This window comes from Saccharothrix stipae, from assembly GCF_054781895.1.
Genome location: NZ_BAAGTN010000008.1, coordinates 412,353 through 426,008 on the forward strand (window position 1 = coordinate 412,353; position 13,656 = coordinate 426,008).

Below are 13,656 nucleotides of genomic sequence, written 5' to 3' on the forward strand. Positions count from 1 at the left end.
ACTGTGCGCATGTATGCGCTCCGGTACGCCGTCGGCACCGACCCCGGCCTGCGCCGTGAAGCGAACGAGGACTCCGTGTACTTCAGCGAACGCCTGTTCGCCGTCGCCGACGGCATGGGCGGGCACGCGTACGGCGAAGTGGCGAGTTCGATCGCGGTGGCGGTGCTGGCCGACCTCGACGTGGATGCCGACGACCCACTCGGCGAGCTGTCCGGCGCGGCGCGGGAGATCGCGATCCGGCTGACCGACCTGGCCGAGGAGAACTTCGACATGCGCGGCATGGGCACCACGCTCACCGCGCTGCTGTGGGACGGCGAGCGGTTCGCGGTCGGGCACATCGGCGACTCGCGCTGCTACGTCGTCCGCGAGGGCGTGCTGAGCCAGGTCACCAGGGACCACACCATGGTCCAGGCGTTGGTGGACGACGGGCGGATGGCCGCCGAGCAGGCCGCCGAGCACCCCGGCCGTTCGATGCTCATGCGCGCGTTGCAGGCCGGGAGCGCGCACGACCCGGACCTGTTCTTCCAGGACGTCGAGGCGGGGGACCGCTACCTGATCTGCTCGGACGGCCTGTCGGACGTGCTGGACGCGACGGAGATCGCCGGGCTGCTCACCGGGTCCGCGGACGGTGACGAGACCGTGCGCGCGTTGATCGAGGCGGCCAACGCGGGTGGCGGGCCGGACAACATCACGTGCGTGGTGGTCGACGTGCTGCCGGCGGGGAACTCCTCGTGGCTGCCGAAGTGGCTGACGGGGCAAGCCTGACGGCCGGCTCCAAGGAGCTGAGCTTCAGGGTGCTGAGCTTCAGGGTGCCGAGACGCCCAGCAGGCGGTGCAGAGCCGCCTCGCCGGTCGGGGTGAGGCGCACGGCGCGGCCCGTGCCGATCCCGCGCACCCAGTCGCGGGCGTGCAGGTGGGCGCACACGTGCGCGCCCACCGCGCCGCCCAGGTGCGAACGGCGCTCGGTCCAGTCCAGGCACGCCTTGGCCAACGGGCGGCGGGTGGACGGCGGGGTGAAGGCGAGCTCGTCAGCCAGCCACGCGAGGCCGTCGTCGGTGACCGCGAGGTCGTCGGTGAGCAGGCCGCGGGCCGTCATGGCGTCGGTGATGGCCACCCCCAGGCGTCCGGCCAGGTGGTCGTAGCACGTCCGGCCGCGGCGCAGGGCCTGGGTGGCGGCGGACGCGCGGAGCGTGCGCTCCGGGGACGCGGTGGGGCCGAGGTAGCCGAGCAGGTCTTCGAGCAGCCTGGCCTGCCTGGGCCCGGCGAGCTGGACGTAGCGGTGGCGGCCCTGGCGGCGTTCGACCAGGAGGCCGCCCTCGACCAGGCGGGTCAGGTGCTCGCTGGCCGTGGACGGTGCGACCGCGGCGGCGGCGGCCAGTTCGCCGGAGGTCCACGCGCGGCCGTCCATGAGCGCGAGCAGGAACCGGGCGCGGCTGCGGTCGGCGAGCAGCGCGGCCAGGTTCGCCAGTTCGTCTGCTGCCACGAGCGCCATTATGCGACGGGGACGGTTCGGTGCGCGCCGAAGTGAGCTGGGCTTACGTTGGCCGCATGCGTGTTCTGTCGGATGAGGCTTATGTGGTGACGCCGGTGCCTGCCGCGACGTCCGGGGTGGCGTGGTTGCGGGCCGGCGTGGCGCGGTTCAGCGAGGGCGCGGACCACGTGCGGCGGCGGGCGTTGGTGGAGCGGCTGCTGTCCACTGTGGATCTTTCGTCGTTGCGGCGGGCGGGTGACCCGGTGGCGGTGCTGGCCTCGGCGTCGGGGCTGCCGGGGTCGGTCGCGTCGGACGTGGCGGTGGTGGCCGCGTGCTACCAGCCGCACGTCCCCGTGACGCGGGAGGCCGACGAGGCGGTGGCGCGGCTGGTTTCCGCGTGCGGCGGGGTGTGGGACGAGGAGACGGCCAACCGGATCGGGCTGCTGGTGCAGGCGTGCGACGCGACCCGGGCGTTGATCGCCGGGGTGGAGCCGCCGGTGCCGCTGACGCGGCGGGTCGCGCCGGACGGGTCGGTGGTCGAGGTGGACCTCAGCGAGGCGTGGTTCGGCGCGGGGCGGCACGCGTGCCCGGGGCGGGCGCACGCGTTGGCGCTGGTGGAGGGGGCGCGGGCGTTCCACCGGTTGCACGAGGACTTCCTCGTGCTGCCGAACGCGTGGGACTTCGCGTCGGCGGCGGCGCTGGTGCGGGCCGGGTACGCGGCGGTGGGCACGACGAGCCTGGGCGTGGCGGTGGCGCACGGTCTGCCGGACGCGGCGGGGGTGGCGCGTGAGGCGACGGTGGCGTTGGCGCGGATGCTGGTGCGGCTGCCCGTGCCGGTGACGGTGGACGTGGAGGCGGGGTTCGGCGGCGACGTGCGCTCGTTGGCGGCGGAGCTGTGGGAGCTGGGTGTGGCGGGCGTGAACGTCGAGGACGGGCGTGGCGCCGGTCTGGCGGACCCCGAGGAGCAGGTCGGGATCATCCGCGCGTTCAAGGAGGCCGCACCGGGTCTGTTCGTCAACGCCCGCGTGGACACGCACTGGGTGGCCGTGGACCGGCCGTCCACGCTCAGCCGTGCGCTGGCTTACGTGGACGCCGGCGCCGACGGCGTCTTCATCCCGGGCCTGAAGCAGGAACACGGGATCGCCGCGGCGGTCGCCGCCCTGCCCGTGCCGCTGAACGTCCTCCCTGACCTGCCCACCCCGACCCTCCGCGACCTGGGCGTCCGCCGCGTGAGCACGGGCTCCCTCCTCTTCCGCGCCGCCCTGGCCGAAACCGTCCGCACCGCCGACGCCGTCCGCGACCACACCCCGCTCCCCACCGACCTCCCCACCTACCCCGAGACCAACTCCCTGACCACCCCGTGAGTCCAACGCCCAAGCCGCGAGAGTCGTACGTTCAGGACACCCGAATTCAACGCTCAGCGTTCAACTCGGGTATCGCGAACGTAGGACTCTCGCGTGCTGGACGTTGGACTCTCGCGGTTAGTGGGGGTTGGTGGCGTGGGTCAGGGTTTCCCAGGCGATGAACAGGCGGTCGGTGCCGGCCGGGCGTTGGCGTTCGGTCAAGGTCTGGGTGTTGGTCATGGCGATGCCCAGGCGGGTGTGCAGGGCGTTGAACGCGACCTCGGTCGTCGGGCCGAGGGCCTGGTTGCGGGTGCCGCCGCAGAGCCAGGACGGCATCGGTTCGGTGCCCAGCTGGTACTTGGCGTGCAGGCCGTAGGCGTGCCGCAGGCGTTCGCGGACCTCCGACCACAGGTCCTGGCCCTGGTGACGGGCGGTCTCGGCGATGTGCGCGGCGGCGGCCAGGCCGAAACCGGTGTGGGCGAAGTCGCGGCACGTCTCCTGGGCCAGGCCGTTCACGAACGTGCTCTGGCCGTGCCAGTACGAGATGATCTCGTCACGGGTGTCGATGCCGCTGCCCGGCGGCGTGCGGGGCAGCGCGCCGTCGGTGGTCAGGTAGACGTACGCGGGCATCCGGGTGCGGAAGGTCGAGACCGCCCGGTCGTACACGGCCCGGTCCTCCAGGAACACCGAGATCCCGAGCGTGGCCTCCATCATGGACAGTTCCCAGTTGCCGTTCGTCGCCGCACGGCCGTTGACGATCTCCGGCAGGTAGACCTCCCGCAGCATGGTCGCGAACCGGCCGGAGTTCGGCCAGTTCCCGTGCACGTGCTTGATGATCTCTGCGGCACGTGGCCACGACGACCCCGCCCACGCCGTCTGCAACGCCGCGTTGGTGTTGGTGTGGTCGCGGATCGTGGCCGACCACGCGTCCATGATCTCGATCGCCTTGGCCGCATACCGGTTGTCCCGCGTCACGTACCACGCCAGCGACAACGTGTAGGCCGCCAACGCGTCCTCACGCTCGTCCGTGCACCCGTAGTTCGGGTTGGAGTACGACCCGCACTCCACCACCGCACGCGGCTTCGGCACGCGCGACAGCGAAGCGAACGGGTGCGCCACCATCTGGTCGAACGCGCCGCGCCACGGCTGCGCGCCCGCGTTCACCCTGGCCCGCACGAAGTCCAGTTGCCCCTTGCTCACCAACACCCCGGGGTGGGTGAACGTGGCCGGCGCCGCCGGAGACTGCGACGGCACCACCACCAAGCCGACCGCCACCAGAACGGCGGTGAAGACCGATTTCCCAACCATGACCACGAGCTTGTGTGGTCTGGACCACATCCGTCAACAAGGTTCACGGTGGTGAAACGACCGCGTCGTCCACTTCCGGCCGGGAGCGCGACCGGCCGGAAAGCGCCCTGTGCGCGGAGAAGGCCCTGGGCAGGACGAACGCGGGCACGAGCACCACGACGGCCACCGCCACCACACCACCGAACACCCAAGCCCCGTACACGGCGAACGAGAGCACCTCGCTGCCCAGACCCGCCACCGACGTCACGGTCGCCCGCGCGTCACCCGTGATCCGCGCCTGCAACCGCGCCTCCGCGCTCACCCACACCAGCCGGTACACGCCGTAGAACACGGCCACGCCCGCGAGCCCGAACGGGTGCGCGACCACACCCACCACGCCCAGCAGCACCGCCGACCCACCCAGCAGCACGCCCAACGGCAGCCGCGTCCCACCCAGCGCCGCCCCCGCCGCACCGGCCAACGGGATCGCCAGCGTCGCCGCCGGCACCCACGCCACCGGCACCCCCCAACCCGCCGCGACCAGCGGGAAGTACTCCTCGAACGCGTCGATCGCCGCCAGCATCGCCACCAACAGCACGGCGAGCCGCACGTCCGGCACCCGCACGGTCTCCGCCAGGCCGGACCGCAACAGGGCCAGGTAGCCCGAGGGTTCCGGTCGCGGCGTCTCCGGCAGCCGGGTCGCCACCAGGGCCGCGCCCAGGCACGTCGCCACGCTCACCCACCCGACGAGCACGAAGCCACCCGACGAGAACAGCACCACCGCCAGCAGCGCGGCCGGGATCTGGGCCAGCAGCCCGACCGCCGTGACGCGACCGAGCACGCGCCCGAAGTGCGCGGCGGCGCCGACCTCGGCCAACCCGTCGTGCACCAGCGCTTCCACCGCGCCGGACGACATCGCGCCACCCACGCCCCAGAGCACGAAACCCACGGCGAAACCGGTGAACCCGGGCAGCACCGTCCACAACGCGTAACCGGCCGCCTGGCACGCACCGGCCCCGACGATCGACCACTTCCGGGAGAACCGGTCCGCGAACGCGCCGAACGGCACCTCGGCCACCACCGCGACCGTCGACCAGATCGCGAACAGCGCCGAGACCTCGGCGTCCGACAGCCCGGTGGACACGAACAGCAGCGCGTACAGCGGGTAGATCGGCACGGTGTCGGCCAGCACCGCCCAACCCACCGCGAGGCGGGCCAGCGGCCGAGCCGGGGGCGGTACGGGGCGTCAACCGAAGCGCATGGCTGAGGCTAACCCGCACCCGGCTCGGCCGTCGCGCCGTTTTACCCGGACACCGGCTCGGCCGGCTCGGTGACCTCCTTGCGCCGCGCCCGCGTGCTCAGCACCACGTCGACCAGCAGGAACGCCAGCAGGCTCAGCCCGAACAGCGGTACGAACCAGCCCACGGCCGCGGCCACGGCCAGGACGGCGACGAACTGCGCCCGCGGCACCTTCCGCCACTGGCCGCGCGGCACCGGCCTACCGAAGCCGGTGGTCGGGCGGCGCAGCCACCACACCCGGTAGCCCAGCACCACCAGCGCCACCAGGCCGAGCCCGAGCGCCAGCAGCACGAGCTGGTTGGGCCAGCCGAACAGCACACCCATGTGCGCGTCGATGCCCCACCTGGTCAGCTTGGCCGCCAGCGGGTAGTCGGCGAACCGCACCTCGTCCACGACCTCGCCGCCGGAGATGGCCACCGCGTCCACCTGGGTCGGCCACGAGCGTTCGATCTCCGTGACGTTGTACGGCATGCCCGCCATCGGCGGCACGGCGATCTCGATGGTGCCCGCGTCGATGCCCGCCGACCTGGCGGTGGCCAGGACGGAGTCCACCTCGCCGGGTGACACCGGGATGGGGTCGGTCATGTCGTGCCCGGCGTGGTCGCCGCCGCCGGACAGCGCGGGCGTGGTCCAGTCGAGCGCCTGGCGCACGGCGGCGACGTTCTCACCGGCGTAGGTCGACCACGTCAGGCCGGTCGCGGACAGGAACAGCGCGCCCACCAGCACCCACAGGCCCAGCGTGGCGTGCCGCTTGGTGGTGGGCTTGACCCGCTGCGCGCGGCGGCGGCTGAACCACAGGAACACGCCGCCCAGCGCCACCACCCACAGCCAGGACGCGGCCAGCTCGCTGTAGATCCGGCCGGGTTCGCCGAGCAGCAGGTTGCGGTGGATCGAGTCGATCGTGGTGCGCAGCGGCAGGACGCCGCTGGTGCCGTAGGTCATCAGGTCGCCGACCACCGCGCCGTCGGCGGGGTTGACGAACACGGTCGGGCGCGCGTCGCCGTCGCTCGCGAACAGCACGCGGGTCGTCGCGCCGGGTTCGGGTGCGGGCCGGACGGCGACCAGCTGGTCGCCGGGTCGGGCCGCCACCGCCGCCTTCACCTGCTGTGACAGCGGCACCGACGAGGTGGACGCGGGTACTCGCAGCTGATCGGAGTAGAGCCACGACTCCAACTGGGGGGTCGCGGCGTAGAGCACGCCGGTGAGGGCGGCTATCAACACGAACGGGCCGACGAGCACGCCCGCGTAGAAGTGGAAGCGCAGCACGAGGCCGCGCCAGGACTCGGTCATGGCGAAGAACTCCTAGGTATGGGGATGTGCCACCGGTCCCCGGACAGCGGGACGGTGGTGGGGAGGTGCGGTTCCTAGGAGTGGGGCGGGCCGCGGCGGGGCAGCGTGCGGCGGCGCAGTGCCTCGGCCAGCGGCTGTGGCGGGTGCGCGGCGATCGGGATGCGCAGCGGCGCGAACGCGGGCGGCGGGCTGAGCCTGCGCGGCAGCACCGCGGCCAGGGCGGCCGCCAGCCGGAACACGGCCTGCTCGAAGCCCGCCAGGGCCGCGACGACGATGGCGGTGGCCACGAGGTGGGTCAGCAGCATCGCCGGCGAGGGCGGCACGTCGCGCGGGTGCCGGGACAGCACGGCCAGGAACACGTGCGCGGCCAGCTGCACCACGCCGACCAGGCCGAGCAGTTCGGCGAACCCGAGCTGCCGGTCGGTCAGCGGCACGCACGTCCACGCCATGGCCAGCGCGAACACCAGCACGTGCGGCAGCGAGGGCAGGTGGCCTCCACCGCCGGCGTGGGCCAGCACGGCGAGCAGACCGGTGGACAGCCCGACCGCACCGCAGCGCACCACGCGCGCGGCGCCTCGGGTCGGGGCCGGTGCCACGCTTCCGCAGCGTAGCGGCGCGAGGACGGCGGAAGAAGGGCGAATGCCCGGGGGCGAACGGGGTGCGCCGGACTCCGTTGTCCGGACGTCCCCTATTCGTCGCTATTCGCACAACTCGGGTGGAATACCCGCGGCGCGGGTTGGAATATCACCGGTCAGTTGTAGGGCATTCCGCCGAACGGGCTGGTGGCCACTTGTGCGGCGGTCGTGAAGAGGGCGACCACGAGGGTGGCGATGAGCACTCGTCCGATTCGCATGCGTTCTCCAGTCGACGGGGTCGGGGAATTCCGGCGATTACCGTGGCAGCAGTCGAAGGGACGTCGGGCGTAATCGGCGTGAACAAACGGGCAACTGTGCGACGATCAGGTTAATTGGCGAAGAATGTAACATCTTGTTAACCTGGGCTTAGCGCCGTATTCTCATGGTGTGCGTGCCGTCACCCTGCGTCTCGCCGGCCGCGAGCGTGAGCTGGGCCGCCTCCTGGCGCTGGTGGACGACCTGTCCCAGGGGCGGGGCAGCGTGCTGCTCGTCGAGGGTGAGCCGGGGATCGGCAAGACGGCGCTGGTCCGAGCCGCGTGCGAGGTGGCGGCGGCCCGCGGCTTCCGGGTGTGCCGGGGTGCCGGCGACGAGCTCGGCCGCCCCCTCCCGCTGTTACCGCTGCTGGACGCGCTCGCCGTGGCCCGGTCGGAGAGCGCCGCGGTCACCGCCGAACGCCTGCTGGCGCGCGTGGACGACCTGTGCGCCATCGGCCCGGTGGTGCTCGTGCTGGACGACCTCCAGTGGGCGGACGAGGCGAGCGTCGCGGTCTGGCGCCGACTGGCGGGCCTGGTGCCGCAACTGCCGCTGCTGCTGATCGGCGTGCTGCGGGCGTTGCCGCGCCGGGACGACCTGGCCGCGCTGCGCAAGGGCCTGACCCGGCTGCCGCTGCCGCGCCTCGCGCCGGCCGCCGTGGTGGAGCTGACCGGTCAGCTGGCGGGCGGCGCGCCGGACGAGGCGTTGGCGCGGCTGGCCGAGGACGCCGGCGGCAACCCGCTCTACCTGGTCGAACTGGTCGAGGCGCTGCTGCGCGGTGCGGCGATCGAGGTCGACGCCACCGGCACGGCCCGGCTGGTCGACTCCGGCGTGCCGCCGTCGCTGTCGGCCGCGATCGCGGACCGGATCGGGTTCCTCGGCGCGGACGTGCGCCGGGTGCTCGTCGCGGCCGCCCTGCTCGGCGTGGACTTCCCGGTCGCCGACCTGGCCGCCGTGCTCGGCATGCGCGTGGTGGAGCTGTTGCCCGCGTTGCAGGAGGCGACCGTGGCGGGCGTGCTGGTGGACGGCACGGCCGGCCTGTCGTTCCGGCACCCGTTGGTGCGCACCGCGCTGTACGACGAGGTGCCCGAGGCGGCCCGCGGCGCGTGGCACGTCGAGGCGGCCCGGGCGCTGGTCGACACGGGCGCCGGCGTGGACCGGGTCACCCGGCAACTGCTCGCCGCCGACGACCGGATGCCCGACTGGGTGACGGACTGGCTGGTCGTGCACGGCGCGATGCTCGTGGCGCACGCGCCCGAGGCCGCCGTCGACCTGTTCGGCCGGGTCGTGGCCGCGCCGAACGCGGGCGCGCGGCGCGGTGTGCTGCTGGCGCACCTGGCCGAGGCCAGGTTCCGGCTGGGCGACCACCACGGCGCGGAAGCCGTCGCGCTCGCGGGCCTGGAGCACGGGACGCTCGTGGACCTGCACTGGACGTTGGCGCAGTGCCGCAGCATGACCGGGCGTTCGGCGGACACGTTGGTCGAGGTCGACCGCGCGCTCGCCGCACCGGACATCACCTCCTCGGACCGGGCACGGCTGCTGGTGCTGGCCGCCCGCGCGCACTGGGACGTCGGCGAGCTGGACGACGCCGAACGACTCGCGCTCGCGGCGTTGGTCGACGGCGACCGGTGGGCCACGAGCTGGGCGCTGCACGTGCGCACGATCGTGGCCATGGTGCGCGGCCGCATGGCCGAGGCACTGCCGCTGTTCGACCGGGCGCTGGCGGTGGCCATGGGCGAGCCGGCGACGTCGGACCTGCGGCTGCTGCTCCAGATCAACCAGGCCGTGACGTTGGGCGAGCTGGACCGCGGTGCCGAGGCCATCGCGTCCGCGCAGGTGGTCCGGCACGCCGCCGACCAGGTCGGCAACCTCGTGCGGCTCGCGCAGGCGCAGAGCGCGCTGGGGCAGTTGTTGCTCGACGCCGGCCGGTGGGACGAGGCGCTGGTCGACGTCGACCTGCTGGCCGACGACCTGAAGCACCCGATGGTGTCACGCTGCGACCACGGCGTGGCCGCGTTGATCCACCTGCACCGGGGTGACGCGGCGGGCGCGCGGCGACACCTGGGTCCGGTGGTCGGCTCCCTCGACGGTGACGCCGCCGCGCCCCGCCTCGAAGGGCACGTGATCGGGCCGCTGGCGCTGGCCGTGAGCCTGGAGCTGGAACAGGCCGGACGGGTGCGCGAGGCGTGGTCGGTGCTGACCGGGTGGGAGTCGGTGGAGGACCTGTTGCCCGACTTCGTGCGGCTGGCCGTGGAGCTGGGCGAGGACGCCGCGGCGGCGGTCGCGCACGCCGAGGCGTTGGCCGCCGAACTGGACGTCCCGCACCGCCGCGCGTCCGCCGCCTACTGCCGGGCACTGGTGTCGGCCGACCCGGTCGGGTTGCTGCACGCGGCGGAGGAGTACCGGGTGGCGGGACGGCCGCTGTTCCGGGCCAAGGCGTTGTCCGGGGCGGCGGAACTCTTCGCTTCGGCGGGCGACCGGCCGTCGGCGCGGGCGGCGCTGAGCCACGCCGTCGACGTGCACGCGGAACTGGGCGCGGAGTGGGACTCCACCCGGCTGCTCGCGCGGCTGCGCGAGCACGGCATCCGGCGCGGCCCGCACGCCAAGCACCGACGGGCCACGCACGGGTGGGAGAGCCTGACACCGATGGAGCTGAAGGTCACCGAACTGGTGGCATCCGGGCTGTCGAACCGGCAGATCGGCGAACGACTCTTCCTGTCCGGCCGCACGGTCGCCACCCATGTCTCGCACGTGCTCGCAAAACTGGGCGTGCGCTCCCGCACGGACATCGCCCGAGAAGCTGTATCTTTTGCCGCTGCTCCGCAGACGGCGGGCTCGGTCGCCTGGAAGTCGATCGCTCGCGCCTGATTTTTGGCGATCGAAAAGCGTGATCGCCAAAAATCAGGCGCGAACGATCGACGCGACCTCGCGTGGCGGTCCGGTTGGTCGGTCAGGGTGACATGGTGGTTGGGTGGTTGAGGGCTTGGTATTGATGGTTGGCCCAGGTGGCGTAGGTGCGGGCGGGGCGTCCCAGGACGGTGGCGATGTCGTCGGACAGCAGTGATGCGTCGCCTCGGCGTACGGCGCGCACGCCCTCGGCGTAGGCCTCGGGTAGGGACTCCAGTGGTACGTCCACGGTGGACAGGGGACGGCCGAGGATGTGGGACAGCACGGTCACCTGGTCGGGGGTGCTCAGCAGTTCCGGGCCGGTGAGGGTGTAGGTCCGGCCGTGGTGGTCGTCGAGCAGCGCCCGCACCGCCACCTCGGCGAGGTCGCGCGGGTCGACCACGCCGAGCGCGGTCGTGCCCATCGGGTTCGGGATCGGTTCGCCGGCGGCGATGTGCGGTGCCCACTGCAGCGAGTTCGACGCGAACAGGCTCGCGCGCAACAACGTCCACCTCGGGAACGCGCGGGTGGCCTCCTCGCCGGGGCGGTGCCACTCGGCGACCGGGCCCGTCGGGATCGCGGACAGCTTCACCACCTTCGGCACGCCCGCGCGCTTCGCGGCGTCGAGCACGGCCAGGTCGTAGGCGGGCAGGTCGGGGGTGCCCGGACCGAGCAGGAACACCGCGGCCACGCCCTCCATCGCCCGGTCGAGGGACGCCGGGTCGGTGTGGTCGCCGTGCACCTGGTCACCGGTCGGCGTGCGGGACATGGCGCGGAACGCGGTGCCGGCGTCGGTGAGGAGGCGGACTACTTCACGGCCGGTGGTGCCGGTGGCACCCGTGATCAGCAACATGGGACGAGTCTCGGTTCCCGGTGCCGGGAAGGTCTTGGACGTTTCGGTGGTTGTCGTCGGACGTGGAAGAGGGCTTGCGGCCGTGGGTCGCCGGGATCGGGACCCAGTCGTTCGACGGGGACACGCACGTCCACGCGCCGGACGCGGCCACCACGCTGGTGCTGTGCACGGCGTCCGAGGGCGCTTACGTGATCGGGCCGCGCGCCCGGGCCCGCTACAGCGCCGGGCGGCGGGCGCGGCGGACGGTCGTGCGGTTGACGCCGGGGCGGGCGCAGGCGGTGCTGGACGTGCCGGTGGACGAGTTGGTCGACCTGGCCGTGCCGTTGAGCGAGGTGTGGGGCCGGCCGGTGCGCGACGTGGCCGCGTTGCGGTCGGCCCTGCTGAGCCGGGTCACGTCGGCCGACCCCAATCGGTCGGACCTGGTGCACGCGGCGGTGCGGTTGTTGCGGACGCGGGGCGTGGCGGAGACGGCGCGGGCGCTGGACGTCAGCGAACGGCACCTGCGGACGTTGTTCACCAAGGCGGTCGGGTTGTCGCCCAAGCAGTTCGCCCGGGTCGACCGGGTGCGGCGGGTGGTGGCGCGGGGCGGTCGCGGCGAGTGGGCGCGGGTGGCGGCCGAGCTCGGCTACTACGACCAGGCGCACCTGACCCGCGAGTTCCGGGCCACGATGGGCGTGCCACCCGGCGCCTACCTGGCGGGGAACCTGCCCGCCGCGACCTACTGCTAGAGGTTCCGCCCTCGGCGTGCGCTACAGCCGGGCGTGGCGGACGGCGGAGCCGGTGATCCAGACCGCCTGCCCGACCAGGCCGACCAGGCCGACCACGGCGATCCACAGCGCGGTGCGGTTGCCCAGCCAGTCGGCCAGCAGGCCGCCGAGCAGCGCGCCGAACACGATCATGCCCCGGTTGACCGACCGCATGGTGGCGTTCATCCGGCCGAGCAGCCGGCCGGGCGTGATCGACTGGCGGTACCCCATCTCCACCGGGCCGTCCAGGCCAATCGACAGGAAGAACACGAACTGCGCCGCGCACAGCAGCGCCAACCCGAACGCATCGGACGTCGCCAACGGCACCAGCGCGTAGGCCGCGGGGGTCAGCCAGCGGGCGCCGACGATCACCGGGCCGACCCCGAACCGCCGGCCCGCGCGGCCGGACAGCGACGCGCCGATCAACCCGCCGAACCCGCCGACGGCGAACGTCACGCCGAACTCGAACGCGTCGAAGCCCAGTTCGTCCAGCACCAGCACGGTGTAGCCGGCGCTGACCATCGACGTGCCGAGGAACCACGCGTGCGAGGCGAGCGCCAGCGGCCTGAGCACCTCGTGCCGGTAGACCCACCGCAGCCCTTCCCGCACTTCGGCGCGCAGGTCGCGCTTCGGCGCCTCGACCGGCCGCTCCGGTGTGCGCAGGGTGGCCAGGACCAGACCGGAAATGAGGTACGACACGGCGTCGAGGAGGATCGCGAGCGGCCCGCCGATCAGCTTGACCAGCGCGCCACCGACGAGCGGCCCGAAGCCCTGCGCGACGGACCGGGTCTGCTCCAGCCGGGCGTTGGCGTCGGTGAGGTCGGCCGTGGGCACGAGCAGCGGCAGGAACGACTGGTGTGCCGCGTCGTAGAACAGCGACAGCGTCCCGAAGACCAGTACCAGGACGATCAGCAGCGGCATGGTGAGCGTGCCGGTGAACGCGGCCAGCGGGATGAGGGCCAGCACCGCGGCGCGGGCCAGGTCGGTCCCGACCAGCACCGGCAACCTGCGGCGCCGATCCACCAACGCTCCCGCGACCAGCCCGAACAGCAGGTACGGCAACCAACGCGCCGCCTCCAACATGCCGGTCGCCGTCGCCGACGCACCCAACGTCAACACCGCCACGGCCTTCAACGCCAACGTCGTGACGTGAGTCCCCGCCAACGACACCGTGTCCGCGACCCAAAAACGCACGAAACCCCTGTGCCGCATCAACAAAACCTCCCCCCGCGCGGCCCCTCATGCGCCCCCCAACCCACCCCACCCTATCCAGGGCACCCCGACCAACCAGCCACAACGGACCCGCCGCCGACGCACCGAGGCTCGATTTGACATGGGTTCGGGTGCCATAGGCTGGACGAAGCCGGGCAGGTTTGGCGGGCGCTTTATCCGCCAGGCCTGCCCGGCTTTGGCCTGCCTGGGGTGCCCGTAAGGGCCCCATGTCAAATCGAGCCGGACCCAACCACCGCCCCCGGGCCGAACAACCTCACGGACCCGACCCCCGCCCCAACCCCCGCCCCAACCCCCGCCCCAACCCCCGCCCCAACCCCCGCCCCAACCCCCGCCCCAACACCCGCGCCGCATCCGGGAACCGC

Annotated in this window: 11 protein-coding genes; 4 read left to right on the forward strand and 7 right to left on the reverse strand. The window is 73.1% G+C overall.

What is annotated here, in order from left to right; all coding sequences use genetic code 11:
- Window positions 1–9: 9 nt before the first annotated feature.
- Window positions 10–765, forward strand: a complete 756-nt coding sequence (locus ACYVLT_RS18705) for a PP2C family protein-serine/threonine phosphatase (RefSeq protein WP_461121466.1) — start codon at window positions 10–12, stop codon at window positions 763–765.
- Between the two features lie 39 nt (window positions 766–804).
- Here the strand turns inward: ACYVLT_RS18705 and ACYVLT_RS18710 are convergent, their stop codons facing one another.
- Window positions 805–1,491 (reverse strand): ArsR/SmtB family transcription factor, encoded by a 687-nt coding sequence (locus tag ACYVLT_RS18710; protein ID WP_461121467.1) that lies wholly within the window; start codon window positions 1,489–1,491, stop codon window positions 805–807.
- A gap of 56 nt (window positions 1,492–1,547) precedes the next feature.
- On the opposite strand from ACYVLT_RS18710, the gene ACYVLT_RS18715 reads away from it, so the two are divergent.
- Complete coding sequence (locus tag ACYVLT_RS18715) at window positions 1,548–2,834, forward strand: isocitrate lyase/PEP mutase family protein (protein WP_461121468.1); 1,287 nt, start codon at window positions 1,548–1,550, stop codon at window positions 2,832–2,834.
- 117 nt (window positions 2,835–2,951) lie between these two features.
- On the opposite strand, the gene ACYVLT_RS18720 is transcribed toward ACYVLT_RS18715, so the two are convergent.
- The 4 genes from ACYVLT_RS18720 to ACYVLT_RS18735 all read right to left on the reverse strand — a co-directional run bounded on the left by ACYVLT_RS18720 (window position 2,952) and on the right by ACYVLT_RS18735 (window position 7,285).
- Window positions 2,952–4,121, reverse strand: coding sequence for an alginate lyase family protein (locus ACYVLT_RS18720; protein WP_461121469.1), 1,170 nt, complete (start codon window positions 4,119–4,121; stop codon window positions 2,952–2,954).
- Between the two features lie 43 nt (window positions 4,122–4,164).
- Window positions 4,165–5,292 carry an MFS transporter gene (locus tag ACYVLT_RS18725; RefSeq protein WP_461121470.1) on the reverse strand — a complete coding sequence of 376 codons (1,128 nt, stop codon included), beginning with the start codon at window positions 5,290–5,292 and terminating at the stop codon, window positions 4,165–4,167.
- A gap of 110 nt (window positions 5,293–5,402) precedes the next feature.
- Window positions 5,403–6,689, reverse strand: coding sequence for a PepSY-associated TM helix domain-containing protein (locus ACYVLT_RS18730; protein WP_461121471.1), 1,287 nt, complete (start codon window positions 6,687–6,689; stop codon window positions 5,403–5,405).
- A gap of 74 nt (window positions 6,690–6,763) precedes the next feature.
- The gene (locus ACYVLT_RS18735) at window positions 6,764–7,285 is read right to left on the reverse strand and encodes a hypothetical protein (RefSeq protein ID WP_461121472.1); all 522 of its coding nucleotides are present in this window, start codon (window positions 7,283–7,285) and stop codon (window positions 6,764–6,766) included.
- A gap of 426 nt (window positions 7,286–7,711) precedes the next feature.
- Between ACYVLT_RS18735 and ACYVLT_RS18740 the strand changes: the two genes are divergently transcribed.
- On the forward strand, window positions 7,712–10,444 hold the full coding sequence (locus ACYVLT_RS18740) for an ATP-binding protein (protein ID WP_461121473.1): 2,733 nt from the start codon (window positions 7,712–7,714) through the stop codon (window positions 10,442–10,444).
- Window positions 10,445–10,526: 82 nt separating this feature from the next.
- On the opposite strand, the gene ACYVLT_RS18745 is transcribed toward ACYVLT_RS18740, so the two are convergent.
- Window positions 10,527–11,315 carry an NAD(P)H-binding protein gene (locus tag ACYVLT_RS18745; RefSeq protein ID WP_461121474.1) on the reverse strand — a complete coding sequence of 263 codons (789 nt, stop codon included), beginning with the start codon at window positions 11,313–11,315 and terminating at the stop codon, window positions 10,527–10,529.
- A 50-nt stretch (window positions 11,316–11,365) separates the two neighbouring features.
- On the opposite strand from ACYVLT_RS18745, the gene ACYVLT_RS18750 reads away from it, so the two are divergent.
- Window positions 11,366–12,043, forward strand: coding sequence for a helix-turn-helix domain-containing protein (locus ACYVLT_RS18750; protein WP_461121475.1), 678 nt, complete (start codon window positions 11,366–11,368; stop codon window positions 12,041–12,043).
- Window positions 12,044–12,064: 21 nt separating this feature from the next.
- Here the strand turns inward: ACYVLT_RS18750 and ACYVLT_RS18755 are convergent, their stop codons facing one another.
- Complete coding sequence (locus tag ACYVLT_RS18755) at window positions 12,065–13,273, reverse strand: MFS transporter (RefSeq protein ID WP_461121476.1); 1,209 nt, start codon at window positions 13,271–13,273, stop codon at window positions 12,065–12,067.
- Window positions 13,274–13,656 lie beyond the last annotated feature (383 nt).

What these genes read in the sequence shown, in the direction of transcription:
- ACYVLT_RS18705 (WP_461121466.1), top strand. Translation starts at nt 10, where the DNA reads ATGTATGCGCTCCGGTACGCCGTCGGCACCGACCCCGGCCTGCGCCGT.
- ACYVLT_RS18710 (WP_461121467.1), bottom strand. Translation starts at nt 1,491, where the DNA reads ATGGCGCTCGTGGCAGCAGACGAACTGGCGAACCTGGCCGCGCTGCTC.
- ACYVLT_RS18715 (WP_461121468.1), top strand. Translation starts at nt 1,548, where the DNA reads ATGCGTGTTCTGTCGGATGAGGCTTATGTGGTGACGCCGGTGCCTGCC.
- ACYVLT_RS18720 (WP_461121469.1), bottom strand. Translation starts at nt 4,121, where the DNA reads ATGGTTGGGAAATCGGTCTTCACCGCCGTTCTGGTGGCGGTCGGCTTG.
- ACYVLT_RS18730 (WP_461121471.1), bottom strand. Translation starts at nt 6,689, where the DNA reads ATGACCGAGTCCTGGCGCGGCCTCGTGCTGCGCTTCCACTTCTACGCG.
- ACYVLT_RS18745 (WP_461121474.1), bottom strand. Translation starts at nt 11,315, where the DNA reads ATGTTGCTGATCACGGGTGCCACCGGCACCACCGGCCGTGAAGTAGTC.
- ACYVLT_RS18755 (WP_461121476.1), bottom strand. Translation starts at nt 13,273, where the DNA reads ATGCGGCACAGGGGTTTCGTGCGTTTTTGGGTCGCGGACACGGTGTCG.